Origin of the sequence: Megasphaera geminata F0357 (assembly GCF_000239275.1) — a bacterium.
GTDB classification, from domain to species: domain Bacteria; phylum Bacillota; class Negativicutes; order Veillonellales; family Megasphaeraceae; genus Megasphaera; species Megasphaera geminata.
On record NZ_JH417570.1, the window covers coordinates 61,450 to 86,017 of the forward strand.

A 24,568-nucleotide genomic window follows, 5' to 3' on the forward strand; every position below is an offset into this window, starting at 1 on the left:
CCGTGACGGGTCAGCTCAATGAAACGGTACAGCGCATGGACGGTGACGGCAAGATGAGCTCCGATATGAGAAACTCTCTTGAAAATATTAAAACGATTACAGATCGGTTTACTGTTATTGCGAGCCGGATGGAAAGCATTGCCACCGACCCGCAAAGCAGTGCGGATATCCGTAAAACTCTCCATAATACGGCTCAAATCTCGGAACGGGTGAACCATATTCTCGGCGGAGACCACCAGATACGGGTAGAAGGAGATGCCGGCTTGTTGTATAATGATACAAAAAACAGCGTAGGCGGCCATGCAAATTTTAAGGTGTACCGCCGTGATTCCTTTGCTCTGGTGGGAGCCGAAGGTATCGGTGACGGTACGAAATTAAACTTACAATATGGTCGTGAGGGAAAGACCGTTACCGGCCGGTTCGGCTTGATTCGAGGTAAGTTCGGTGTCGGTGCGGATTTATTTACACATAATAAGTTCCGCCTTTCTCTTGAAGGGTATGATCCTAATGACTGGCGTTACCGCTTGACCGCCCAATATCAGCTTCGCCCTCATATTTTTTTCATGGGACAGTTTACCCGTCCTATGGACAGAGATGACGGCGGTAATTATTACGGCATTAATTATATCTTCTAATATATCCGATAACGGTTATAACGGGGGTTTCTATAATGAATAAAAAAATGTATAAACAAATTTTAGTTGCTATGATGTTCTCGTCTGTCAGTACCGCTGTATTTGCGGCCGAGCAGGATGTGCGTCCCGTTTCTTTGGAGTCGATGAATACTGCTGTCGCGTCCGCACCGCTTGCAGCCGAACGCCAATCGGATGTACCGCCGGCACTGCGTGAAACATTGTCGCAGAAAATTCAAAGCAACATACTGAAACGTGCCGCAAAAACGGTTAAGAAAAAAGGCGCCGATCCGGTGATTGTCGTCGGCCGCGTAGCGCCGAATGAAGCGGTGCAGCTTAACTTGCCGAAGACGGTCTGCGTTGCCCTTGATTATAACCGCGACATTAAGATGGCACACTATGACTTGAAATCTGCTGAATACGCGATCAATGAAGCCCGTGCCGGTAAAATGCCGCAAGTGGATTACTCTTTCAGCGCGTCCCGCAGTTCCGCGCAGACCGGGACAGGCGTTTCTGCCATAGGCAACCGCTTTACGAACGGCCTTTCCGTGAATATCCCCCTCTATACGGGCGGTAAGGTTGAAGGAGCTACGGAAGTTGCCAAGCTTGAGAAAACAAGCGCGCAGGAAGAAATTCTTCGTGTGGAACAACAGACGAAGCTTGACGCCATTACGGCATATTACGGCCTTTTGGCTTATGAGCAGTTAAAAGACGTGTATGATACGTCCGTAACGAATTTGGAAGGACATGTCAGAAATGTAACGGCCCAATATAACGTCGGTACCGTAGCCAAACTCGATGTTCTCACATCGGACGTGTCTCTGGCAAACTCTAAAACCGATGCCGTTACGGCTGCCAATAACGTAGCCAACGCGGAAGCGAGCCTTGACAATATTCTCGGTCTGCCTGTGAATACGCGTCTGGAATTAGCGGATCACAGCCTGCCTTTTAATGAATATAATATGTCCCTGGAAGAAGCGATCGATTATGCCATGAAGTATCGCCCCGAAGTATTGCAGGCCGCTTTGGCGGTGGAAAAAGCGGATGAAAACATCGGTATCGCCAAAGCCGGCAACCGGCCTACAGTTGCTGTCGGCGCAGGGCGTAACTGGAACGACACCGACTTTCCGGGTACGAAAAATAAAGGCTGGCAGATTACGGGCACCGTTTCTTACTCCCTTTGGGACGGCGGCGCGACGCACGCAAAGATAAAAGAAGCCGAAGAAGGGCTCCTGAAGGCCAGAGAAAATGAACAGAAAGTCCGTGAAAGCGTTCAGCTTGAAGTAAAACAGGCATATCTTGCCATTCGCAGCGCCGCTCAAAAAGTTCAGGCAACGCAGACCGTCGTCACTCAAGCGTCGGAAAGCTTCAAAATTGCCACAGTCCGTTATCAGGCGGGTGTAGGCATTAACTTGGACGTCCTCGATGCGCAGCTCAATCTTGATAAGGCGAGAACAAACAATATTCAGGCTTTGTATGATTATAATGTCGGCATTGCCGCATTGGAAAAAGCTATGGGGATGGACGTCCGCACAGGCGTTGTCGTACCGACCGGGGCATAAGCCTTCCGGTTATAGTGGAATCGGAGAGAGGATTGTATTTTACAATTCTCTCTTTGTCTGTAATGTATAGGCCGGAGCTACGATGTAATGAAAAGACACCAATTCTTTGTCAGTGCCGTTGTCATTTTTATAGTCGTTTTTTTCACTGCTGTCATGTGGGCCCGCGTTATATGGATGCCCAAGGCAATGGACCTGGTTACAACTGCAGCCAATGAAAAACTGAACGGTACCCTTTCTTTCTCCGATATGCGTATATCCCTGACGGGTAAACTTGTTTTCACGGATATAGCGGTCAGGGATATACACGGCCGGAACGTCCTGGAGGGAAAGGAAGCGGATATATCCTTCAGCCCTTTCCGTATGCTCAGAACCGTTGCCGCAAAAGACGATATTTTTGCGGGAATTGATACAATTGATATTGAAAAACCTGTTTTGCACGTATGGAAGGATGAAAAAACGCAGTCCTGGAACGTGTTGAATATATTCAGGAAACAGGCTGATAAACAGTCGGTTACACTCCGTTCGAATATAGTCATTCACGACGGGATTTTTCGTGTTGCCCCGGATAATACGAAGACTCTGACGGTCGGAGATATAAACGGCAGCGTGTCTCTTACTGATTTCCCGACAGTCAAGGGGGATTTGGACGCGACAATAGACGGCAAGGCGGTCTCCCTGTCCGTGCGCTGCCGTTCCGCGCGTGAATATGATGTGAAAGTTCGCGGTGACGAAATTCCGTTGTCGTATGCCGCGCCTTTTATCCCGGCGGATACGGATATCCGTTTGACCGGCGGCAGAGCGGAGCAATTCTATGTGCATCTCTCGCAATCCCGTCGTGGATTTTCCTTGAGCGGGCAGGGCGAGATAACGGACGGAGCGTTAACATTCAAAGATTACCTTGTCGATAGTGTGTCCGGTCATGTCAGCGTTACGGATACGGATGTTTTCCTGAAAGACGTAAGCGGCAATATCAACGGACAGACCGTGGCCGTTCGCGGTGAAATAAAAGCAGGCGGTGACGTACCTGTAGTCAATCTTACAGTTGATGCGGACGGCGCGGACCTGGCGGAACTCACAAAGGGGCGGAATATTGATATTACCGGCACGGCGGGATATCACGGAAACGTCTGGGGCAGAACGGACGATCTCAATATGCGCGGCAAGCTGACTGCGAATAATATCGGTGTGGCAGGCCTCGCGATTGACACGCTTTCTGCCGATGTGGCGTACATCCGTCATGTCGGGACCGTCGATAAATTGAACGCCGTCCTGTGCGGCGGCACTGTTGCCGCACAGGGCATCTGGCGGAGCGATACGGGTGAACTGCGTGCGATCGTACACGGCGAATCTCTCCGGTTGGAAGCCGTCCCGTATCTTTCTGTCGGCATCAGCGGTATCGTTTCGGGCGACGCTGTCCTCGGCGGGTCTGTCGGGGATTGGGATTCAATCGCCGCCGCAGGTCGGCTTACAGGCAATGCACTGTCTTATAACGGGATGACTGTCGATAGTGGCAGTTGCGATTTTCTTTATACCGGCGGCATTATCAATATTACGGGTATTAACGGAACCCTTCGCGGCGGTACGGTGACCGGCAATGCAGTGTATGATACGAATACGGGTATTTCCGACGGCGACCTTATTGCGGACGATATACCGTTTGACGTATTCAGCGGTGTTTCCGGCGTTTCCCTGGACGGTACCGTTTCAGCGCTGCTCCGTTTCAGCGGTGCCGAGCCGGTTTGGTCGATGGATTTTAACGGTACTGACGGTACTGTCAACGGCATGGGCTTTGATAATATCTACGGCTCTCTCCGGGGCAGCGGCAAAAATATTACTGTCAATACGCTTACCTGTCGATATAAGGACGGGACATACAGGGCAGCGGGTCAAGTTGATCTTGATTCCCGTAACGTGGATCTTCATGTTGAAACGGAGCATTGCCGTCTTGAACAGATCCTTTTGGCGGCAGGGCGCGACGACTGGCGCCTGACCGGTTGGATTGATAATGTTGCCGATGTGAGAGGGACATTGGACGATCCGATTGTTACGGGACGTGTGAATCTGTCAAGCGGTTCTGCCAAGGGCTATCTCTATCAACATGTGTCCGCCGACTATCGGTTCCATGACGGGACCGTATATATTACGGACGGAACGGCAGAAGCGTATAATGCGCTTTTGCACTTTTCCGGTTCTGTCGGAGACGGGCTGGATCTGGATATTGTCGGTTCCGATTTGGAAACGGACAGATTTATCCGCAGAGACGATATTTCATTGGCCGGAGCGTTGACGTTAAAGGCCCATGTCGGCGGCACGACGGATAATCCTTCCGTCGGCGGCACTTTACGGGCGGCGGCGCTTACTGTCAATGCCATTCGGATCGACAATGTGACCGGTGATTTCAGTTATGGCGGTGGTATCCTGCGGCTGCATAAATTCGGGTTTACTCAGGATGACGGCACGTATGAAGCGGAACTCATGCACAATACTGTAAATGATCGTATTGCCGCACGCGCTTCCGTAAAAGACGGCAGTTTGGAAAATATTATTATGATTGCAAAAGCCCCGCTTACCAAGGTAACCGGTCGTTTGGACGGCGATATCATCATAGACGGGACGCTGCATAATCCCAACGCCCGGATCAAGGGCAGGATTACGCAGGGCATGCTCGATGACCACCCCGTTGATCCGTCGGATATAGATGTTTCCTTTGAAGAAGGTGTGCTCCATGTCGATAAACTCGCGCTCAACGCGGCCGGCGGCATTCTGGCGGCGCAGGGAACCTATGCGCTGCATGGGCCTGTAGACATTCAAGTGGCGGCTAAAAATTTCTCTACGAAAATTTTACAGGACGTATTGAATGAGAACTCCGTCCCTGTCGATTCCCGCATCGATTTTGCACTTAATGTGAGCGGCACGGGGGATGCGCCCGTGGCGGAAGGTTCAATTCAGCTTAACGGCGGTACCTTGAACGGTGTGGCCTTCACGGAAGCCTTTGCTCTCTTTAATATTAAAAACGGTATTGTTACACTTAACCAGGCGTCGCTTACACGCAGTCCCTATAAGGCGACCGCGCTGGGAACGATTCCTCTTGCCGCGTTGCGTGACGATACGCGCGACGGCTCGATTAATGTCGTCCTGAAATTGGATGATGCCGGTCTGGACGGCCTGACGTTCATTACGCCGTATGTGGAAAAAGCGGACGGCGCATTGGCCGGTAAAGTAACCGTTTCCGGTACAGTGCAAAACCCGCAGCTCAACGGCAATGTAACCGTGCGTAACGGGTATGCTAAAATTAAGGGCATTGTTAACCCGTTGGCCAACGTTAACGGTGACCTCGTTTTTAAGGGAAATTCCGTGACTCTTAACAGTCACGGAACTATGGATAAGTCCGGCAGGGACGATAAAGGGTACTATGATATTCAAGGCTCCGCGGCCTGGTCCGGTACGACGGTGACGGATTACAGGATTACGTTCTCGGCTCACGATTTGAACCTTGACTGCACTTATTATAAAGGGCCCTTAAACGGCAGTTTGTCAGTGTCAAAAGACGGTGATTTGCCTCTTGTCGGCGGCAGCGTTGACGTTAATAAGGCAACTATCGATGTTCCGTTGTCTCTGGTCATGTCGGAATCCGACTTTGACTGCGCTCTTGATCTGGCGGTGACGGCCGGGAATAAGGTTCGTTTCTATAACTCCGGGCTTTATGACGTCTGGATTACGGGTGACGCCGTCTTTAGAGGTACACTGAACCAGCCCTATGCGTCGGGCCATTTTGAAGTAAGCCACGGCAGCATTCGCTATTTGGATACTCGCTTCACTATTACGGAAGGCCGTGCCGACTTCCAGGGGAATTCATTCATTCCCGCCGTCAATATGGCGGCGAATACCCGTATCGGCCAATATGCGGTTTTCCTTAATTTGAACGGCCGTGCGGACAGTATGAATATGACCTTCCGGTCCGATCCGCCTCTGACAAGGGCTCAAATTGTTTCCCTCATCACTCTGCGCAACGGCAATAAGCGTGACAGTTCTTTGGACAGTCAGGATGTAAACTCGCTTGTCGGTTCGGGGATTCGCTTTACGCTCAACAGTCTCGGCGTCACACAGAAATTGGAAGATGTTTTATCTCTTGATATGCTGACGGTTACGACCGGCAATCTGGACATTACGGCACATGACAGAGAAGAAGGAAAAAACTACTACAATATAGAAATGGGGAAATATTTATTTAACAATTTTATGGTAACTGCCGCCTTTGGCCTTAATCACAATGACAACCGCATCGGTATGCAGTATAATTTGGGAAGCAGGTTCAGTGTGGATGCGTGGAAGTCTCCTGACAATGCATATGTCGGCGGGAGCTGGAGGTATTCATTCTAGATTTGTGTTACCCTGTCCGAGGAGGAAAGAGATTGCTCCGAAGTTATTTGGAAGAGTTGCAGAAAATTACATTATTGACGCCAGAAGAAGAGCGCGGCCTTTGGATCGCCTATAAGGACAAGGGCAGCGCCGCAAGCAGGAGCCGGCTTATAGAGCAGTATCAGCCGCTTGTCTTTAAAGAAGCCATGCGTTGGCACATACGGCAGGATAATCTGGCCGATGCCCTGCAGGAAGGGACGCTGGGTCTTATCGAGGCTGTTGAACGGTATGATTATCGACGTAACGTGGCTTTCTCCGTCTATGCCGTCCACCGTATACGCGGTGAAATTATCGACTATCTGAAGCGGGAAGGAGATCAGGCGCTTCCCTCCGTGGATGAACCCGACGAAAACGGACTGACACTACGGGAAATGCTGCCGGACAACGGAGAGGATTTGACGGAAACGGCGGGCCGTCATCTTCTTATCGAAGAAATATGCCGCTGTATGGACAGGCTGCCTGAAAAGGAGCAGGTGATTATGGAAGCCGTATATCTCAACGACAGGCCGCCGAAGTCCGTTGCCGCGGCGCTCGACGTAAGTCTGTCATATGTCTACCGCTTACAGAAACGGGGGATCCGTCGCATACGGGGGATGGTCGGCCGTTTTATGCGGAAGAACGATTAATGTAAACCGGACATATTTATATGAAAAATAGCGATATGTATTGAAAAATAAAGATAACGCCGCTATTTCATAAAGTTTTGTATGTACTAAATAATCCCTTTGTGCAGGATATTTATATTATATGCAAAAAGGAGGGGTGCCGTATGGATAAAGCCGGTCAGGATAAGGCGGAACACGTACGCTCCGCAAAGGCCTGGTTGGATAAAGCGGAACAATCGTTTCGCAGCCGGGCGGAAATACAGGGTGAATTAAATTTGCTCTTGGCCGAAGCGGAAATGAAAAATCTGCGCAAGAACCACGGCGCAGGTCAGCTCGTTATGCGTCTTGGCGCCGCCGTTACGGCTCTGGTCATAACGGCCGCCGTTTGGGCGGTTTTCGGGCCGGCACTGCGGTATCAGCAGCCGCTTGAGCCGATACAGGCCGAGCCGTCTGTACTGCAGCAGGATACGGGGTGGTTGAAAGCGGAACCGCTGCAATACGATAATATGAAACCCGTACAGGCTGTGCCGCGGCAGCAGAACCCGCCGGCTGCGGAAGCGAAAAGCGCGGATACCGCGGCAGGAGAAATGCCTGCCGGGCCTGTTCCATCAATGGCGGAAGTGTCATCGCCACGCGAAGTGATGACGAATGAGCAAGTGCAAGAGACCGTACGAGCAGCACGACACAGTCTGCGCAGTACAGCATCAATATAATAAGTAACGGAGGGTTTTAATGAAAACGCAGAACAAGAAGCTATTGGCCGTTATGGTCGTGAGTGCCATGATGACATGCCCTGTATGGGCCAACGAAACGACGACGACTCAGAGTACATCCCTTACGGGATATGAATCGGCAGATGAAATGGCCGCAATACAGCGCGGTGAACAACCGGCAAGGACACAGCCCGTGTCGGCCGCGGCTCATGAGGAGCTGGCTAAAGCGCCGGCCGTAACGGACACGGATACGACAGCTCAGCCGGTGACAAGCGGTCTCACCGGATACGAACCGTCCGAAGAAACGGCGGCGGCGACCGCCGCTCAGCCGTCCCCGGCAACCGCCCCCGTGCAGTCGGCAACGGAAAACGGTGAGTCCGCCCGTCAGGACGCAACTCTTCCGAGCGGTGCGGTAGAAGCCAGCGGGCTCCCGTATGTCGGCGGTCTCGGCGAGGTTCGCGTTGACGAAAGCATTCCCGGTTATCCCATTGCCATGATTTCACAAGAAGAAGAATCGTCTCTTCCGTACGGCAATGCCCTGACCGATGAACAGGCTTCTGCCGTAGCCGGTAAAACGGTGACGGCTGTAACCGTCGGCCCGTTGCCCGTGCCTGAATTGGAACAGAAGTTCCTGCCCCGTCTGGCTATGCGTACGGGTGATGCCGTCGAAGCCAACTATGTTCGTCATGACCTCAATGTGCTCGGCTCTTCCGGCCTTTTTGCATCCGTTAAACCCGTTTTTACGCCTGTTCCCGAAGGGATCGCCTTGAATTATGAAGTGGAAATGAATCCCATCGTCAAAGGCATCGATATTCAGGGAAATGATTCCGTTAAAACGGAAGAGCTTATTAAAACCTTGCATGTACAGCCCGGAAATATTCTCAATTCTACGATTATCAGTAAGGATATTTATGAATTGAACAGTTTCTACGCCAATCAAGGATACATCCTCAGCCATGTAACGGCTGTCGATATGGATGAACAGGGGATCCTCCACATCGGCATCAGCGAAGGACATATAGAAAAGGTCCTTATTGTAGGCAATAAGAAAACAAAAGATCGCGTTATTCGTCGTGAACTGCGTTTCAAGCAGGGTGACGTATTCAATAAAAATCTCGCCAGCCGCAGTATTGAACGCATCTATAACACCGGTTATTTTGAAGATGTCAATGTTCGTCTTTTCCAGGGCGAAAAGAATCCGAACGATGTCATCATGGAAATTGATGTAGCCGAACAGAAGACCGGCTCCGTTACAATCGGTGCCGGATACTCTCAGTCTGACGGACTGGTGGGTATTTTGGGCCTCAGCGAAACGAATTTCCGCGGTACGGGCGATAAAGTCGGCATTAACTGGGAGTTCGGCGGCAAGACGCACAGTAATAAAAATTACTCCTTCTCGTATACGCATCCCTGGCTCAATTCGCACGGTGATTCCATCGGCATGAGTATTTTTAACAGAGAAGCGGAGTACGATGATTATGATGAAAAAGGCAATACCGTTTCAGAATACCGCAAAAAGACGGTCGGCGGCAACATCACGTATGGCCGTGTGCGCAGCGAATATGTGAGTGACTATGTAACGTTAGAAACGAAAAAGACGAAGTATCTCAGCCATGAAGGCGGCCCTTATAACTACGATGCATGGAGAAAAGCGGCCGGCGCCGCTTCGGTATACAAGAACTATATTGACAATAATTTCGGCCAGACAAACAGCCTGACGTGGTCACATGTATTCGACAACCGTGACAACATTTATGATCCGACGCGCGGTAAACGTCTTTCCTTTACCGGCGTTTGGGCCGGTCACGGCCTGGGCGGTGATTTCGATTACTTCAAATTTATCGCTGAAAACCGGCTCTACTACAAGTTGGCGTTAAACACGTTATTGCCGTCCGCCTTATGGCCGGCGCGGCTACAGGCGATATGCCCTATAACGATCTTTTCACCCTGGGCGGCGCCGATACGATTCGCGGTTATGAAGATGATGAATTCCGCGGTAATAAGATGTATTCGGCAACTATTGAATATCGTTTCCCGATCGCCAAGAAGGTGCAAGGGGTTGTTTTTGCCGATATGGGTGCTGCCTGGGGCGGTACGGGCAAGATTCCCTGGTACCACGAAAGCAAGGGGATCCATTACTCCGGCGGTGTGGGTCTGCGTGTAACGACGCCGATCGGGCCTATTCGTCTTGATTATGCGGAAGGTCAGCACGGCGGCAAGTTCCATTTCAGTTTCGGCGGTAAGTTCTAGCCCCGACGATACGGCGGTGTATGATGAGGGGAAAACTTTTCGTAATAGCGGCGCTGTGGGCGCTTGCCTGCTCTACAGCGTCGGCCGTTACGATTGATCGCGTGGACGTCCGTCTTAATTCTGCAGGATCTCCCGTGCCGACATTGGCGGCCAAGCGTATTTCCGCCAGTATACAGACGGTAGGACGGCGTGTTCTCCTGGAGCACGATGACGGGGAAGTGGCGCAGAACGTCGAAGCGTATAAGAAAATAATGAATGACATTGTAGATCGGGTTTTGATCGGCTACACTGTCGAAACCATCGTCATTGAACCGGGCAGTGACACGATTGTCGACGTGACCGTACGCCCCTGGGGGGATACGATTGAAAATGTCGATATGACCGTTGATTTCGGTTCTCTGCCGGTTATGGCGCAGGAACTGGCAAAAAAAGACATCCAAGGTTCACAGGGGTTGGTGGAAAACGTCCTCGTCGGTCTGCCGGAGGATGCTCTTGATTGGGCCAGCGGTGCTGTCAAAGACGTCCTGGAGAGCGAACTGGAACAAAAAATTCCCGAGTTTTATCCGCATGTCGTTATTGTGCCGGGCAGGACGGCCAAAGTGACCGTATACTTTTTGCCGAAGTTGCCGGTTGTGCGCAACGTCAAGGTCGGTGTCGATTCGGAAAATCTTCCGCGTGTTCTTTTTTTTAAGATGCGGCAGAATATTGAAACACGCTATGAAGGGCTTGAAGGCCTTCCCGTAGCATTTGTGCAGCGTCACGAGCGCGATATCCAGGAAGACCTGGAAACGGCCGTTGCCGGCCAGTGGGCAGTAAAACAGTATAAACTTCATGTCAACCCGGAATTGACCGTCGGGGAGAATATGAACATCCGCCTCAAGTCGACAACCGATTTTTATGATATCCGGGCGTCCGCTTATATTGATATGAGCCGCAGCGGCAGTAATCATCATAAGGACGAGGAAGATACCGTTCTTAATTTACATATGGGGCGCAAAATAGGCGGCCATCATGAGCTTTACGGTGAGGTTGAATTCAAACCGAGTACAGTCAAATGGAATTTTATTCCCGGCTATTTCTATAAATGGGGGAATAAAACGACGCTGGGGTATCAGTTTGAAACGGAAGATAAGAGTAACCACCTTTGGTTGCGGCAGCGGTTAAATGATAAATGGGGGATTCGCCTCGACTGGGATATGACCAATCATGATGAAGAAATAGGTATTAACTATAGGTTCCATGATTATATAGGCTTGGAGTATATACTGTCGGAGCATGACCAGTGGCTCCGTATTATCGGTTATTTGTAAAGTAAAGGAGTAAATGCACTATGATGGCAGAAATGGGTAAGAAAAAGAATATTAAAATTTTTTCGGCTGCAGTCGCACTGATTTTCGTGTTGTCCGTTGCGGCTATGGCCGTTATGCAAACCGGCAACCCCGTCAACGCGGCGCCGTCCAGCAATATCGGCGTCGTTGATACGAGTAAAGTGTTTGCGCCCGATAATGAAGCGATTGTAAATGCACAGAAAGAATTGCAGACCGCGTCTCAGGATATGCAGAAACAGTTTGAAGAACAATCGGCCAATATGTCCGATGAAGAAAAGGCTCAGCTTTTCGAGAAGATGCAGGGTGAAATGTCTGAAAGACAGGAAAAAATTCAAAAGGGCCTTAAAGATAAACTTGAGGAAGCTGTCGGCAGTGTCGCTTCTACAAAAGGACTCAGCCTTGTAGTGGACAAGAGCGTCGTTTTATACGGCGGTCAGGATATTACGGACCAAGTAGCAAAACAGCTGACTTCTTCTAAATAGAGGCGATGATTAATCGAAAACGTGCGGCCTATACGGGCGGCGTTGTCATTTTGCTGCTCATCATTTTCGGTATTTGGCAGGGGGTTCATAAGCCGGCGGTTCCGGTGTCTGAAGCAGGTCCCGTATTTGCATATGCCGATGTAGAACATATCATGATGAGTCATCCCGGTTATGCCGCCTACCACCGCTTACAGCTTGAACATAATGCCATGGTGGCGGAATACCAATTCGAGCAATGGCATTATTCTCGGAAAGCGGGACAAGACGGGAAAGCTCTGCAAGTGATGCAGCAGACAAGCATTATGGGAGCGGCGGCTGCGGAACAGGAATTACGGGCAAAGGTCGCCTTAAAAGAGGCCGATATAAATAATGCTTTACAGCAAAAATATGAAGAAATACTGAAGGAAAAAGAACGCCGGCTGCCGTCGTTGTCCGATGCGGAACGTTTACGGGCTTTGAATTTGCAACTCCGGCTCAATACATTGGCTATGACGGATACGCAGCGCAATGCCGCCCGCAATGAGTTGATCGCACTCTTGAGAAAAAACGGCGGCACCAATTCGGAACAGGCTGTTGCCGAAGCTGAAGCGGAAATGACGCCGTATAAGGAAAAAGCCAGGAAAGAACTGGAAGACTTTGCCGCCGCAACAAAGGCGGAGCTTCAGGGCCGGCAGAATATGAACGATGAGCTTCTAAAAAAGGGAAGCGAAGCTCTGCTGCATATGCCTGATCCGGTAATTTGGAATCAGGAATGGAAAGAAAAGCTTGATGCAAAAGAACAGGAAATGAATGCCGCAAAAGAAGTGATTATGACGGATATTCGCGCCCGTGCGGCCGATGTGGCGAAAGAACAGGGAATTGACATGATTTTCAGCGACTATGTCGGTGTGGGTACGGCGCTTGATGTGACAGATGATATTATTGCCAAGCTGGCATAACAGGGAGGCTCTTTTTATGAAATCCATTACGAAAAAACTTACAGCTCTCATCGCGACGGTTGCCTTGGCGGGTGCTTTAACCGGTTGCGGCAGCGCTGATAAAGTAGGCGTTGTCGATGTACAGCGCGTGCAGAAGGAAGCACCTCTTGCCAAAAAATACGTGGAAAAACATGACCAAAAGATGAAGGAAGTTCAAGATAAGCTGAATCAGGAGAAAAACTCCATGAGCGCTGAAGATTTTCAAAAAGAACAGCAAAAACAGCAGCAGGAGTTCAAAATTTACGAAGCAATCTTGCAGCGCCAATTCAAATCCGATATGGATGCCAAGCTTGCCGATATCGCCAAAAAGAAAGATGTCGGTATTATCGTCATTAAACAGGCCGTCCCTGGCGGCGGGATTGACGTGACGGACGACTTGATTGCCGAATTACAATAAAGAGGTGCTTAGCGTGAAGAAGACGGTAAACGAATTAGCAGAGTTTCTCGGGGGAGCCGTTATCGGTGACGGCAACCGTACTATTACCGATGTAAGAGGGTTGGCCGAAGCAGGGGCAGACGACATTTCTTTTGCCGTCGAACCGTACACCGAATATTTACCGCAAGTGCATGCGGGGGCCGTTATTGTGGAAAAAGAGTATCCCGCCGGTAAGAACACGCTTATCATCGTAGAGAATCCGCGCTTTTCTTTTTCCCGCCTCCTTGAATTATTTCATCCCCGTCAAAGCATAGACAGGAGTATCCACGCTACGGCCATTGCCGATGAAAGCGCGTGTCTCGGCGAGGATGTCGCGGTCATGGCGTATGCCGTTATCGGTAAGCATGTACGTATCGGCAGCCGCAGTGTCATTTATCCGCATGTATTTGTCGGCGACAATGTTACTGTCGGTGAAAATGCCGCGATTTATCCGGGTGCCGTTATTATGGAAAATACAGTTATCGGCAGAAATGCGGTTATTCGCGCTCATGCCGTTATCGGCGGGGAAGGGTTCGGCTTCGCCGATACGGAAGACGGCAGACATACGCGCATTCCGCAAATCGGCAATGTCTCTGTCGGCGATGATGTGGAAATAGGCGCCTGTACGACGATTGATAACGGTACACTCGGCAGCACCAAGGTCGGCCGCGGCACAAAAATCGATAACCTCGTCCATTTAGGACATAATGTTGAAATAGGTGAAGATTGCTTCGTTATCGCGCAAACCGGTATTGCCGGCAGTACAAAAACGGGAAATCACGTTACCTTTGCCGGCCAGACAGGCTGTACCGGACATGTTACAATCGGTGATAATGTAACCTTTGCGGGAAAATCCGGTATTATCGGAAACGTGCCGAGCAATACCGTTAACGCGGGTTTTCCGGCCCGTCCTCATATGGAATGGAGCCGTACGCAGGTTTATATTAAAAAGCTGCCCGGCCTGGCCAAAACGGTGAAACAGATGGAAAAACGGCTGGCCGAATTGGAAAATAAACGGTAAAGAGGATTGTATGTATACGTTTATGAAAATTCTCAGCTTTATCATATGCCGCCTTCCGATACGTTGCCGGTGGGCATTGGGACGCGGCCTGGGGTATTTTTTCTGGACCTTTGTGCCGAAGGGGCGGAAGATTCTGGCGCAGAAACAGATCCTCGACTGCGGGATAACAGCGTCTCCCGCAGCGGCGCTGGATATCGGCAAGGCCAGCAGTTTACGCTTCGGCCCGATGATCGTGGAAGTACTGTCATATCCCGATTTGCTGCGGCGAGGTTTTTTTGAGAAATTCACCGTTACGGGGCGGGCATATCTGGATGCCCTTAAAGAGAGCGGGGAAGGGGCTGTTTTTATGGCTTCTCACGCGGGAAATTGGGAAATTCTCGGCGCCTGGCTGGCTATGAGCGGATATCCGCTCATCTCTGTCGCGCAACAGCAAAACGGCGGCTCCGATGTTTTCATCAATGAGTACAGAACGATGATGAAACAGCATGTTACCTATAAAACGGGCATTCGTGACATGCTTCGCTTCCTGACGGAGGGCAAGTGGATAGGGCTTCTTATGGATCAGGATCCGGGCTATACGGGGATTATGGTCAAGCTTTTCGGCAGAGATACGCTCACTGCCGACGGGCCGGCCAAATTGGCTGCCGTTAAGGATTACCCTATTGTGCCTATTTTTATTCACGAAGATAAACCTTATCATCACCATATTGAAGTACACAAACCGTTCCGCGCTTTCACTGACGGGGAAACGCTTGATAAAGAGGCGAAGAAGCGGCGTGTTTACGAAGTGACACAACGCCTTAATGACGTGTTGGAAACGCATATCCGCACCTATCCGTCAGATTGGTTCTGGCTTCATCATCGCTGGAAGTGGACGGAACGGTTAAAAGAAAAAACTGAAAAGCAAAACCAGGGGGCTCTGGAGTGAACTCCCTGTTTTTGCTAATTAATTGGACAAGCGGCTGCCGTTCATTATGATGTAATATCTCAATATGCCGGACACCTGTCGGGCACGGAAAGTAGAGTGAACAGTATGAATGAAAAAAAACTTCCTTTCTCCGAGGCACAGATTCGGGAAATTATCAAATCACATCCCACACCGTTTCACATTTACGATGAAGACGCTATTGCGGCTAATGTCCGCAAGCTCATCAACGCTTTTGCGTGGGTACCCGATTTTAAAGAATATTTCGCCGTCAAGGCCACGCCGAACCCGTATATTATGAAGCTGCTCAAAGCGGAGGGCGTCGGTGCCGACTGCAGTTCCCTGCCTGAATTGATGCTCTGCGAAAAAGTAGGTATTTCCGGTCATGATATCGTGTTTTCCGCAAATGACACACCGTATGCGGAATTTGCCAAGGCCATGGAGTTAGGGGCGCTCATCAATCTGGATGATATTACGATGATAGACTTCCTTGCCGAAAACGGGCCCCTGCCCGAATGGATTTGCCTGCGGTATAATCCGGGCCCGCTTCTGAAAAGCGGCAACGATATTATCGGCAAACCGGAAGAAGCTAAATACGGTATGACGCGTGAACAGATTTTTGAAGCCGTCTCCGGGCTGCGCAAGAAAGGCGTGCGCCATTTCGGCCTTCATACGATGGTCGTTTCCAATGAGCTTGACGTCAAGGGCCTTATCAATACGGCCAGGATGATGTTTGAATTGGCTGTGGAGGTTCAGACGAAGCTTGGCGTTGCCGTTGAATTTCTTGACTTCGGCGGCGGTATAGGCGTACCCTATCGTCCGGAGGAAAGTTTTGTCGATTATGATGTGTTGAGCGGCGGTATTAAGGAGCAATATGAAAAGATTATGCTTCCCGCGGGCCTTGACGCGGTCCGCCTTTCTTTTGAATGCGGCCGCGCTGTTACGGGACCTTACGGGTATCTTGTAACGACAGCCATCCATCATAAAGATATTTGGAAACAATACATCGGCACGGACGCTTCTATGGCGGATCTCATGCGTCCCGGCATGTACGGCGCGTATCATCATCTCACGGTCATGGGCAAGGAAAACGCCCCGGCCGACCATGTTTACGACGTAACCGGCTCGCTTTGCGAGAACTGTGATAAATTTGCCGTTGACCGCAGGCTGCCGAAAATCACGGAAGGAGATATCCTCGTCATTCATGATACAGGCGCGCACGGCCATTCTATGGGATTCAACTATAACGGCAAGCTTCGTTCGGCTGAACTGCCCCTGCATAAAGACGGCAGCGTAACGCAGATTCGCCGGCCCGAAACGGTGGAGGATCTGTTCGCAACCCTCGATTTTTCCGACCTGTAATGTCAATGTAAATTCGCAGGCATTCCCGTGGAGTGCCTGTTTTTGTTTGGCTACAGAGAGGTTACATGGTATTATAAATAAAAAAATATTTTTCAGGAGGCCGGATATATGGTCAGTCTTTTTGATATGTGCACGGGATTTCAGATTATTGTCTGTATTACGCTTTTTTCAGGTATCATATACGGCCGCCATAAAAAAACGGTGCAGTTGAAGGCTTTGGTTATACATAATGCGTTATATCTTGTCTGGGCCGTCACTGTCACGGCTGTCGTGGCTAAAAATATGCTCATATGGTGGCCCGTATTTTTTCTTGCATTTTTTATAAGCCATGCGATTTTCGGCAAGCGGCGTAAAAAAAACTGGCAGGGAACCGGTAAAAAACTGACTGTCCCCGCGGGGATATTTGCCGTCCTTTTTGCAGGGGCGCTTATTTTTGGAGGAATACAAGTTACTGCCTATTATTTCCCCATGATGACGTACACCCTGCCTTTTGAAACAGGCAGCGCTCTTGCGGGCGGTCTTTTTGTGGGGCTCCTTTTTTCCTGGACGGACAGAAAAATGGGAAAATAGGCGGAACCTTCGGGACGGGGCAAAAAGGGGCCGAATTGACAGGAATGCCCTTTGTTGGTAGAATGAAAGTGTATTTTAATCCTTTTACCTGTGGGGAGATGCGGCATGTTATCAACATTCGGAGCTGTGTTTATAAACCTGTCCTGTTGTTGCGCCCATAGTGTATCGTAGTGTAAAAATCCCGGCGGAGACATATGTTTTCTACCGGGGTTTATTGTTTTTCCGGGGAGGCGTTTTATATGAAAGTCGGCTTGGTAATGGGGAGTGACTCCGATTTACCGGTGATGCGGGGCGCGTTGGAAATATGTGAGGAATTCGGTGTGGACTGTGAGGTTCTTTTGGCCTCGGCGCATCGTACGCCGGAAGCGGTAAAAGAATTTGCGGAAGGCGCTGCGGACCGCGGTATCGGCTGTATTATTGCCGGTGCGGGCATGGCCGCTCATTTAGCGGGCATTGTTGCGGCTTTTACGACTCTTCCCGTTATCGGCGTACCTTTGGAAGGCGGCAGTTTTAAAGGTATGGATGCTCTTCTTGCCACGGTGCAAATGCCGACGGGGGTTCCCGTTGCGACCGTCGCCGTTAACGGCGCCAAAAACGGGGCGCTCCTGGCGCTTCAAATATTGGCCGTATCGGACAGATCCCTTGCCGCCAAGTATAAAAAATATCGTGAAAATATGACTGAACAGATCATTGCGAAAAACGCCGCCTTCCAAAAACAGTTACAACACGCATAAGATGTTTTCGTTGAGGAGGATATATGCAGTACGATCCGATATGGGATAAATTCCATGAAGAATGCGGTGTCCTGGGCATTTTTGATAAAGAATTGGATATACCGCGGTATGTGTACTGGGGGCTGTTCGCGTTACAGCATCGCGGTCAGGAAAGCGGCGGTATTGCGTTGACAGACGGTACGAATATTCACACCTACCGCGGTATGGGCCTTATCAGTACTGTCTTTGAAAACGGCGTACCCGACAATGAAGGCGGCCATATCGGCATCGGCCACGTCCGCTATTCGACGACCGGATCGAATAATCCCCGCAATATACAGCCTTTGGCCGTGTATACATCCATGGGGGAAATTGCTCTGGCGCATAACGGTAATTTGACGAATACACGTGAATTGCGTGACATGCTGGAAAATGCGGGACAAACATTCCAGACGACCATGGACAGCGAAATTATCGTTAATCTCATCAGCCGCAGCAGGAAACCGACTGTTGAAGAACGCATCATTGACAGTGTTAAAGAGATTGACGGCGCGTATTCGCTCGTCTTGATGACAAAGGAGAAAATGTACGGCGCTCGTGATCCCCACGGTTTCCGCCCTCTCTGTATCGGCAGGACGGCAACGGGCGGGTACGTTCTTGCGTCGGAAACATGTGCTCTTGACGCTCTCGGCGCCGCATTCGTGCGCGACGTAAAACCCGGTGAATTCATCGAGATCGGTGAAAACGGGTTGAAATCGGTCCTCTTTACTCATGCCGCCCGTAAACAGGTCTGTTCCTTTGAATATATTTATTTCGCCCGTCCCGACAGCAGCATCGACGGCCAGGACGTTTATCAGGCGCGTCTCAACATGGGCAGAGAAATGTGGAATGAAACGCGTTATGAAGCGGACCTTGTTATTTCCGTCCCTGACAGCGGCACGACGGCGGCTATCGGGTATGCTATGGCGTCGGGTATCCCGTTCAACCACGGTCTTATTAAAAACCGCTATATGGGGCGTACCTTTATTAAGCCGAATCAAAAGCAGCGTGAATTGGCCGTACGCATGAAGTTAAACGTCGTCAGGTCGGTCGTCGGAGGAAAGCGAATCGTCATGGTCGACGATTCGATCGTTCGCGGTACGACAAGCGGCATTATCTGCAAGCTTCTCCGCGAGGCGGGCGCAAAAGAGGTATACATGTGCGTATCGGCGCCGCCGGTTAAATATTCGTGCTTCTACGGTATTGACACATCCGTTCGTAAAGAGTTGATTGCAGCCGATTTGAATGTGGAAGAAATCCGTAAGTATATCGGCGTAGACAAACTCCATTTCATTTCTTTTGACGGCCTTGCCAGGGCGATGCCCGCTGTTCCGAAGGAAGATATGTGCCTGGCCTGTTTCAATAATGACTATCCTACTGCAGTCCCGGCCAATGAGGAAGGAGAAAAATATGCACTCGAAGGAAACTGCTAAAGAAAGCTTAACCTATGCCGCCGCCGGCGTTGATATCGATGCGGGCAACCGGGCGGTCGAACTGATGAAAGATGCCGTAAAGGCGACGTATCGTCCGGAAGTTCTCGGTGATCTCGGCGGCTTCGGCGGCCTTTTCTCTCTCGTGAACAGCCATATTAAAAAGCCCGTTCTCGTCAGCGGTACGGACGGTGTCGGTACAAAGCTGCGCCTCGCCATCATGATGGATAAGCATGACACGGTAGGGCAGGACTGTGTTGCCATGTCGGTTAACGATATTCTCGTTCAAGGCGCGGAACCTCTCTTTTTCCTCGATTATATAGCTGTCGGCAAGCTTGAGCCGGAACAGGTGGCCGCCGTTGTCAAGGGCGTTGCCGGGACTGCAGAGAATCGGGCTGTGCCCTTCTCGGCGGGGAAACGGCCGAAATGGCCGGATTCTATGGCGACGGTGACTATGACCTTGCGGGCTTCGGCGTCGGTATTGTCGACAGGGACAGGCTTATTACGGGTGAAACGATCGGTGAAGGGGACATCCTCATCGGCCTGCCGTCTACAGGCGTTCATTCGAACGGTTTTTCTTTAGTCCGTAAAATCGTCCTTGACCGCATGAACATGAAATTGACCGACTATATAGATGAATTGGGCATGTCCGTCGGCGAAAGCCTGTTGACGCCGACCCGGCTTTATCCGCGCCCGTGTCTGCCGGTCATCCGTAATTTTACCGTTAAGGGGATGGTACATATTACAGGCGGCGGTTTTTATGAAAACATCCCTCGCGTTCTTCCCGACGGCATCGGTGTGGAAATTGATGTTACCGCATGGCCGCGCCTGCCTGTTTTTGAGCTGCTCCGAAAATGGGGCGATGTTGCCTGGCCGGAAATGTACAGAACGTTTAATATGGGTATCGGCATGATTATGATTGTCGATGCCGGGGATGCGTCCGCCGTCATGAAAAATTTGGCCGACCGCAATGAAAAAGCATACGTCATCGGCAGGACCGTAAAAGCAGGGGCGGACAGAGTTGTGCTCGGGGGAGGCGTTTTTAATGGCTAAGAAGCGCATTGTCGTCTTCGCCTCCGGCAGGGGATCCAATGCGGAAGCTCTGTATAAAGCGACGAAGGACGGTGCGATAAACGGTGAATTTGTCGGCGCTGTCTGTGACAAACCGGACGCTCCTTTTGTGCTGACGGCAAAATCCTGGAATATCCCCGTCATTGTGGCGGATCGCGGGAGCTTTGCCACGCAGGCCGACTTTGAAGCTTATATTACGGAACGGATCGCGCCTTTACGGGCGGATCTTATTTGTCTTGCCGGATTTATGCGTATTTTGAGCGGCCGTTTTATCAAGCCTTATGAAAACCGTATAATCAATATTCACCCGGCGCTCCTGCCGTCCTTTAAAGGGCTGCACGGGCAAAAACAGGCTTTTGACGCAGGTGTGAAGATTGCCGGCTGTACCGTTCATTTTGTCGTTCCCGATATGGATGCGGGGCCTATTATCGTTCAGGATACGGTTCCCGTATTGGAAGAGGATACGGCCGATACCTTGGCGGCGCGCATTTTAACAAAGGAACACCCTGCCTATATTAAAGCCGTCTCACTTTTTTGTGATGATAAGCTGGAAGTGGCCGGCAATAAGGTAAGAATAAAAGCATGAGAGGAGGAAACGGCGTGAAAATTAAGCGGGCACTGCTCAGCGTTTCCGATAAGACGGGGATCGTAGAATTAGGCAAAGAATTGACCGCTATGGATGTGGAAATCATTTCTACGGGCGGTACGATGAAAGCACTGCGGGAAGCGGGGATTCCCGTTACGGCCGTCAACGATGTTACGGGGTTTCCCGAAATGATGGGCGGCCGCGTTAAAACGCTGCACCCGAAGATTCACGGCGCCATCCTGGCCGTACGCGATAACGCGGAGCATGTACGGGCTATGAAAGAGTACGGTATTATGCCCGTCGACCTGGTGGTCGTCAATCTGTACCCTTTCAGGGAAACGATTGCCGAAGCGTCTGTGACGTTGGCGGAAGCAATTGAAAATATCGATATCGGCGGTCCCTGTATGATCCGTGCGGCAGCTAAAAACAATAGATTTGTCGCTGTTGTCACGAATCCGGGAAAATACGGTGAGATCATCGATATTTTGAAGGAATACGGCGGATTTTCCGATGCGTATCGTTTGGAACTGGCCCGGGATGCTTTCCGGCATACGGCCGAATACGATACGGCTATTGCAATGTATTTATCTGAAACAGTGAAGAAGGGGGCCGGTTACTGATGAAGGTTGCTGTTATCGGCGGCGGCGGCCGCGAACATGCATTAGTATGGAAATTAAAGCAGAGCCCGTCCGTTGAAACGGTATATGCCATTCCCGGCAGCGCGGCCATGGCTGAATTTGCCCGATGTGTGCCGCTGCCGCTCGGTGATTTGGAGGGTATTACGGATTATGCCGCGGAACAGGCTGTAGATCTCCTCGTTATCGGGCCTGAAGTTCCGTTGACGGAAGGAATTACGGATGTTGCGGAAAAGAAGGACCTTGCCGTATTCGGACCGAATAAAGCGGCCGCACGGCTGGAAGGCTCGAAGAGCTTTGCCAAAAAACTGATGAAAAAATACGGCGTGCCGACGGCGGCCTATGAAATATTTACAGACGGTGCGGCCGCGAAGGACTATATCCGTAAAAAAGGGGCCCCCATCGTCGTCAAAGCGGACGGTCTGGCCGCCGGCAAGGGTGTCGTCGTGGCGCAGACTGCGGAAGAAGCGTTGGCGGCAGTAGACGCCATGATGAAAGATAAAATTTTCGGTGAGTCCGGCGGCCGCATTGTCGTGGAGGAATGCATGCGCGGCGAAGAGGTAAGCCTCCTGGCTTTTGTTGACGGTAAAACTATTGTGCCGATGATAGCCGCACAGGATCATAAGCGCATCTTTGATGACGACAGGGGCCCCAATACGGGCGGCATGGGGGCGTATGCCCCCGTTCCGGCCGTTTCGGACGAGATACGCGCAAACGTATATGAAACAATTTTAAAACCGACGATAGAAGGGCTTGCTGCCGAAGGCATCACGTATCGCGGCTGCCTTTACGCCGGCCTGATGCTTACGGCTGAAGGGCCGAAGGTCGTCGAATTCAATTGCCGGTTCGGCGATCCGGAAACGCAGGTTATTCTACCTCTTTTAGACGGCGACTTGGCACAGATCCTGTATGCCTGCGCAACGGGGCAACTCGATCCGTCCATGATCAAATGGCATGCCGGCGCGGCATGCTGCGTTGTCATGGCATCCGAAGGGTACCCGGAGTCGTCCCGTAAGGGCGATCGTATCAGCGGCCTTGATGCGGCTGAAAGCCGTGAACGTACTGTTGTTTTCCATTCCGGCACGGCCCTGAAAGACGGCCATTACATTACCGACGGCGGCCGCGTTCTCGGCGTGACGGCCTTGGCGGATGATTTGAAGGAAGCCGTTCATAAGGCCTACGCGGCAGTGAAGGAAATTTCTTTTGAAGGCCGGCAGTTCCGCAGGGATATCGGTAAAAAAGGGTTAACCCGTTTACAGTAATACAAAGGCGGATCGACCGGCATGAACCGGCACGGTCCGTTTTTTGATAAGGGAGGACAGACAGTATGGAGTACCGCATGGAAAAGGATTCAATGGGAGAAGTGAAAGTGCCGGCACAAAAGCTTTGGGGTGCACAAACACAACGGAGCCTTGAAAACTTCAGAATCGGCACGGAAAAGATTCCGGTCGAGATGGTTACGGTTTTTGCATATCTGAAAAAAACGGCCGCTCTTGTCAATAAAAAATTGAACCACCTTGACGAAGCGCGGGCTGAGGCCATTATTCAAGCTTGTGACGATATTTTGGCAGGCAAACTGGACGGTAATTTCCCTCTTGCCGTGTGGATGACCGGCAGCGGCACACAGTTTAATATGAACGTCAATGAAGTCGTTGCCCGCAGAGCCATGGAAATCCTTGCGGGAAAAGGGATGCCTGTAAGTGTGCATCCGAACGATCATGTCAACCGTTCGCAGAGTTCAAATGATATCTTCCCGACGGCTCTCTACGTGGCGGGGCTTCTTCTGATTCGTAATGATTTGATGCCTGCCATGAGGGATCTTTATGATAAACTTTCTGCCAAAGCTGAAGAGTATCGGTATATTGTGAAAATCGGACGGACTCATTTGCAGGATGCGACGCCCTTGACGCTCGGGCAGGAATTCAGCGGCTGGGCGCGTATGATTCAGCGCAATGAAGAAATGATCGGTTGCGGTATCGATTATCTGCGCGATCTCGCCGCGGGCGGGACCGCCGTCGGCACAGGTATCAATTGTCCTGAAGGGTATGACGTGCTCTTTGCCGAAACGTTGAGTGAATTGACGGGTGAAGCCTTTCATACGGCACCGAATAAATTTCAGTCTTTGACCAGTAAAGATGAAATTGTCGTTGTCCACGGCATGCTGAAAGCTCTTGCCTGTGACCTCATGAAGATTGCAAATGATATCCGCTGGCTTTCGTCGGGGCCGCGCTGCGGTATAGGCGAACTCATTATTCCGGCTAATGAACCTGGCAGCTCCATCATGCCGTCAAAAGTTAATCCGACGCAGTGTGAAGCCGTCACGATGGTGGCCGTACAGGTCATGGGCAACGATACGACCATGGGTGTCGCCGCCAGTCAAGGGAATTTTGAGCTGAATGTTTTTATGCCCGTTATGGCCTATAATATGGTACAGACAGTGCGTCTTTTAACGGATGTAATGAATTCCTTCGGTACACACTGTATTGCCGGCATTACGCCGAATTATGAACAGATTGATAAAAACCTCCGCCGGAGCCTTATTCTCGTTACGGGCCTTGTCCCCCTCATCGGCTATGACAAGGCCTGCATTATTGCCGGCAAAGCGGTGTCGGAAGGGGTGACTTTACGGGAAGCCGCCGTCGCGACCGGTTGGGTAACGGAAGAAGACTACGACAACTGCATGGATCCGGCGGCATTGGCGGGACTGGTCCGTCATGAAAGCCGCCACGGAAATTCGTAAGGGACGGTTCTGCAGAACGTCTTTCTGCTGAAAAAATTTCCGTAAAGAGATTTGACAAGGACAAGGAGTTTTCATGTCTATGTTTACAAGACC

The 24,568-nt window shown here is 50.8% G+C and carries 19 protein-coding genes and 3 pseudogenes; all 22 read left to right on the forward strand.

From position 1 onward, the window contains the following. A pseudogene (locus HMPREF0080_RS01905) lies at positions 1-635 on the forward strand (MlaD family protein); the annotation flags it as partial. Between the two features lie 35 nt (positions 636-670). Beyond that, complete coding sequence (locus HMPREF0080_RS01910; RefSeq protein WP_006789447.1) at positions 671-2,194, forward strand: TolC family protein; 1,524 nt, start codon at positions 671-673, stop codon at positions 2,192-2,194. 87 nt (positions 2,195-2,281) lie between these two features. Further along, positions 2,282-6,574, forward strand: a complete 4,293-nt coding sequence (locus HMPREF0080_RS01915; protein WP_006789448.1) for a translocation/assembly module TamB domain-containing protein — start codon at positions 2,282-2,284, stop codon at positions 6,572-6,574. A gap of 32 nt (positions 6,575-6,606) precedes the next feature. Then, entirely contained in the window at positions 6,607-7,239 is a 633-nt protein-coding gene (locus HMPREF0080_RS01920; protein ID WP_040346843.1) for a sigma-70 family RNA polymerase sigma factor, read from the forward strand. 143 nt (positions 7,240-7,382) lie between these two features. Further along, positions 7,383-7,931 (forward strand): hypothetical protein, encoded by a 549-nt coding sequence (locus tag HMPREF0080_RS01925; RefSeq protein ID WP_006789450.1) that lies wholly within the window; start codon positions 7,383-7,385, stop codon positions 7,929-7,931. Between the two features lie 784 nt (positions 7,932-8,715). After that, positions 8,716-9,744, forward strand: a pseudogene (locus HMPREF0080_RS01930) (BamA/OMP85 family outer membrane protein); the annotation flags it as partial. A gap of 110 nt (positions 9,745-9,854) precedes the next feature. Then, entirely contained in the window at positions 9,855-10,181 is a 327-nt protein-coding gene (locus HMPREF0080_RS11220) for a BamA/TamA family outer membrane protein (protein WP_280959815.1), read from the forward strand. A 20-nt stretch (positions 10,182-10,201) separates the two neighbouring features. Beyond that, positions 10,202-11,491, forward strand: a complete 1,290-nt coding sequence (locus tag HMPREF0080_RS01935; RefSeq protein ID WP_006789452.1) for a hypothetical protein — start codon at positions 10,202-10,204, stop codon at positions 11,489-11,491. A 20-nt stretch (positions 11,492-11,511) separates the two neighbouring features. Beyond that, positions 11,512-11,991 (forward strand): OmpH/Skp family outer membrane protein, encoded by a 480-nt coding sequence (locus tag HMPREF0080_RS01940; RefSeq protein WP_006789453.1) that lies wholly within the window; start codon positions 11,512-11,514, stop codon positions 11,989-11,991. Positions 11,992-11,996: 5 nt separating this feature from the next. Next, on the forward strand, positions 11,997-12,929 hold the full coding sequence (locus tag HMPREF0080_RS01945) for an OmpH family outer membrane protein (protein ID WP_006789454.1): 933 nt from the start codon (positions 11,997-11,999) through the stop codon (positions 12,927-12,929). A gap of 16 nt (positions 12,930-12,945) precedes the next feature. Then, positions 12,946-13,365, forward strand: a complete 420-nt coding sequence (locus tag HMPREF0080_RS01950) for an OmpH/Skp family outer membrane protein (RefSeq protein WP_040346845.1) — start codon at positions 12,946-12,948, stop codon at positions 13,363-13,365. 13 nt (positions 13,366-13,378) lie between these two features. Beyond that, positions 13,379-14,404, forward strand: coding sequence for a UDP-3-O-(3-hydroxymyristoyl)glucosamine N-acyltransferase (lpxD, locus tag HMPREF0080_RS01955; protein WP_040346847.1), 1,026 nt, complete (start codon positions 13,379-13,381; stop codon positions 14,402-14,404). 10 nt (positions 14,405-14,414) lie between these two features. Continuing rightward, positions 14,415-15,332, forward strand: coding sequence for a lysophospholipid acyltransferase family protein (locus HMPREF0080_RS01960; RefSeq protein ID WP_006789457.1), 918 nt, complete (start codon positions 14,415-14,417; stop codon positions 15,330-15,332). 105 nt (positions 15,333-15,437) lie between these two features. Beyond that, a complete protein-coding gene (locus HMPREF0080_RS01965) occupies positions 15,438-16,691 on the forward strand; it encodes a diaminopimelate decarboxylase family protein (RefSeq protein ID WP_006789458.1) in 1,254 nt (417 codons plus the stop codon). Between the two features lie 108 nt (positions 16,692-16,799). Next, positions 16,800-17,261, forward strand: a complete 462-nt coding sequence (locus HMPREF0080_RS01970; RefSeq protein WP_006789459.1) for a hypothetical protein — start codon at positions 16,800-16,802, stop codon at positions 17,259-17,261. Positions 17,262-17,500: 239 nt separating this feature from the next. Then, complete coding sequence (gene purE, locus HMPREF0080_RS01975) at positions 17,501-17,995, forward strand: 5-(carboxyamino)imidazole ribonucleotide mutase (RefSeq protein WP_040346877.1); 495 nt, start codon at positions 17,501-17,503, stop codon at positions 17,993-17,995. Positions 17,996-18,018: 23 nt separating this feature from the next. Then, the gene (purF, locus tag HMPREF0080_RS01980) at positions 18,019-19,446 is read left to right on the forward strand and encodes an amidophosphoribosyltransferase (RefSeq protein ID WP_006789461.1); all 1,428 of its coding nucleotides are present in this window, start codon (positions 18,019-18,021) and stop codon (positions 19,444-19,446) included. After that, positions 19,424-20,496: pseudogene (purM, locus tag HMPREF0080_RS01985) on the forward strand (phosphoribosylformylglycinamidine cyclo-ligase). Before purF ends, purM begins: the two are co-directional and overlap by 23 nt. After that, positions 20,489-21,100, forward strand: a complete 612-nt coding sequence (gene purN / locus HMPREF0080_RS01990; protein ID WP_006789465.1) for a phosphoribosylglycinamide formyltransferase — start codon at positions 20,489-20,491, stop codon at positions 21,098-21,100. The pseudogene purM and the gene purN overlap by 8 nt, the downstream one beginning before the upstream one ends. 14 nt (positions 21,101-21,114) lie before the next feature. Continuing rightward, entirely contained in the window at positions 21,115-21,720 is a 606-nt protein-coding gene (locus tag HMPREF0080_RS01995; protein ID WP_050808798.1) for a hypothetical protein, read from the forward strand. After that, the gene (gene purD / locus HMPREF0080_RS02000) at positions 21,720-22,997 is read left to right on the forward strand and encodes a phosphoribosylamine--glycine ligase (protein WP_006789467.1); all 1,278 of its coding nucleotides are present in this window, start codon (positions 21,720-21,722) and stop codon (positions 22,995-22,997) included. The genes HMPREF0080_RS01995 and purD overlap by 1 nt, the downstream gene beginning before the upstream one ends. A 65-nt stretch (positions 22,998-23,062) precedes the next feature. Continuing rightward, positions 23,063-24,475, forward strand: a complete 1,413-nt coding sequence (fumC, locus tag HMPREF0080_RS02005; protein ID WP_006789468.1) for a class II fumarate hydratase — start codon at positions 23,063-23,065, stop codon at positions 24,473-24,475. Positions 24,476-24,568 lie beyond the last annotated feature (93 nt).

What these genes read in the sequence shown, in the direction of transcription:
- HMPREF0080_RS01910 (WP_006789447.1), top strand. Translation starts at nt 671, where the DNA reads ATGAATAAAAAAATGTATAAACAAATTTTAGTTGCTATGATGTTCTCG.
- HMPREF0080_RS01965 (WP_006789458.1), top strand. Translation starts at nt 15,438, where the DNA reads ATGAATGAAAAAAAACTTCCTTTCTCCGAGGCACAGATTCGGGAAATT.
- HMPREF0080_RS01935 (WP_006789452.1), top strand. Translation starts at nt 10,202, where the DNA reads ATGATGAGGGGAAAACTTTTCGTAATAGCGGCGCTGTGGGCGCTTGCC.
- HMPREF0080_RS01945 (WP_006789454.1), top strand. Translation starts at nt 11,997, where the DNA reads ATGATTAATCGAAAACGTGCGGCCTATACGGGCGGCGTTGTCATTTTG.
- HMPREF0080_RS01940 (WP_006789453.1), top strand. Translation starts at nt 11,512, where the DNA reads ATGATGGCAGAAATGGGTAAGAAAAAGAATATTAAAATTTTTTCGGCT.
- purE (WP_040346877.1), top strand. Translation starts at nt 17,501, where the DNA reads ATGAAAGTCGGCTTGGTAATGGGGAGTGACTCCGATTTACCGGTGATG.
- HMPREF0080_RS01970 (WP_006789459.1), top strand. Translation starts at nt 16,800, where the DNA reads ATGGTCAGTCTTTTTGATATGTGCACGGGATTTCAGATTATTGTCTGT.
- HMPREF0080_RS01915 (WP_006789448.1), top strand. Translation starts at nt 2,282, where the DNA reads ATGAAAAGACACCAATTCTTTGTCAGTGCCGTTGTCATTTTTATAGTC.
- HMPREF0080_RS01925 (WP_006789450.1), top strand. Translation starts at nt 7,383, where the DNA reads ATGGATAAAGCCGGTCAGGATAAGGCGGAACACGTACGCTCCGCAAAG.
- fumC (WP_006789468.1), top strand. Translation starts at nt 23,063, where the DNA reads ATGGAGTACCGCATGGAAAAGGATTCAATGGGAGAAGTGAAAGTGCCG.
- HMPREF0080_RS11220 (WP_280959815.1), top strand. Translation starts at nt 9,855, where the DNA reads ATGCCCTATAACGATCTTTTCACCCTGGGCGGCGCCGATACGATTCGC.
- purD (WP_006789467.1), top strand. Translation starts at nt 21,720, where the DNA reads ATGAAGGTTGCTGTTATCGGCGGCGGCGGCCGCGAACATGCATTAGTA.
- HMPREF0080_RS01960 (WP_006789457.1), top strand. Translation starts at nt 14,415, where the DNA reads ATGTATACGTTTATGAAAATTCTCAGCTTTATCATATGCCGCCTTCCG.
- purF (WP_006789461.1), top strand. Translation starts at nt 18,019, where the DNA reads ATGCAGTACGATCCGATATGGGATAAATTCCATGAAGAATGCGGTGTC.
- purN (WP_006789465.1), top strand. Translation starts at nt 20,489, where the DNA reads ATGGCTAAGAAGCGCATTGTCGTCTTCGCCTCCGGCAGGGGATCCAAT.
- HMPREF0080_RS01950 (WP_040346845.1), top strand. Translation starts at nt 12,946, where the DNA reads ATGAAATCCATTACGAAAAAACTTACAGCTCTCATCGCGACGGTTGCC.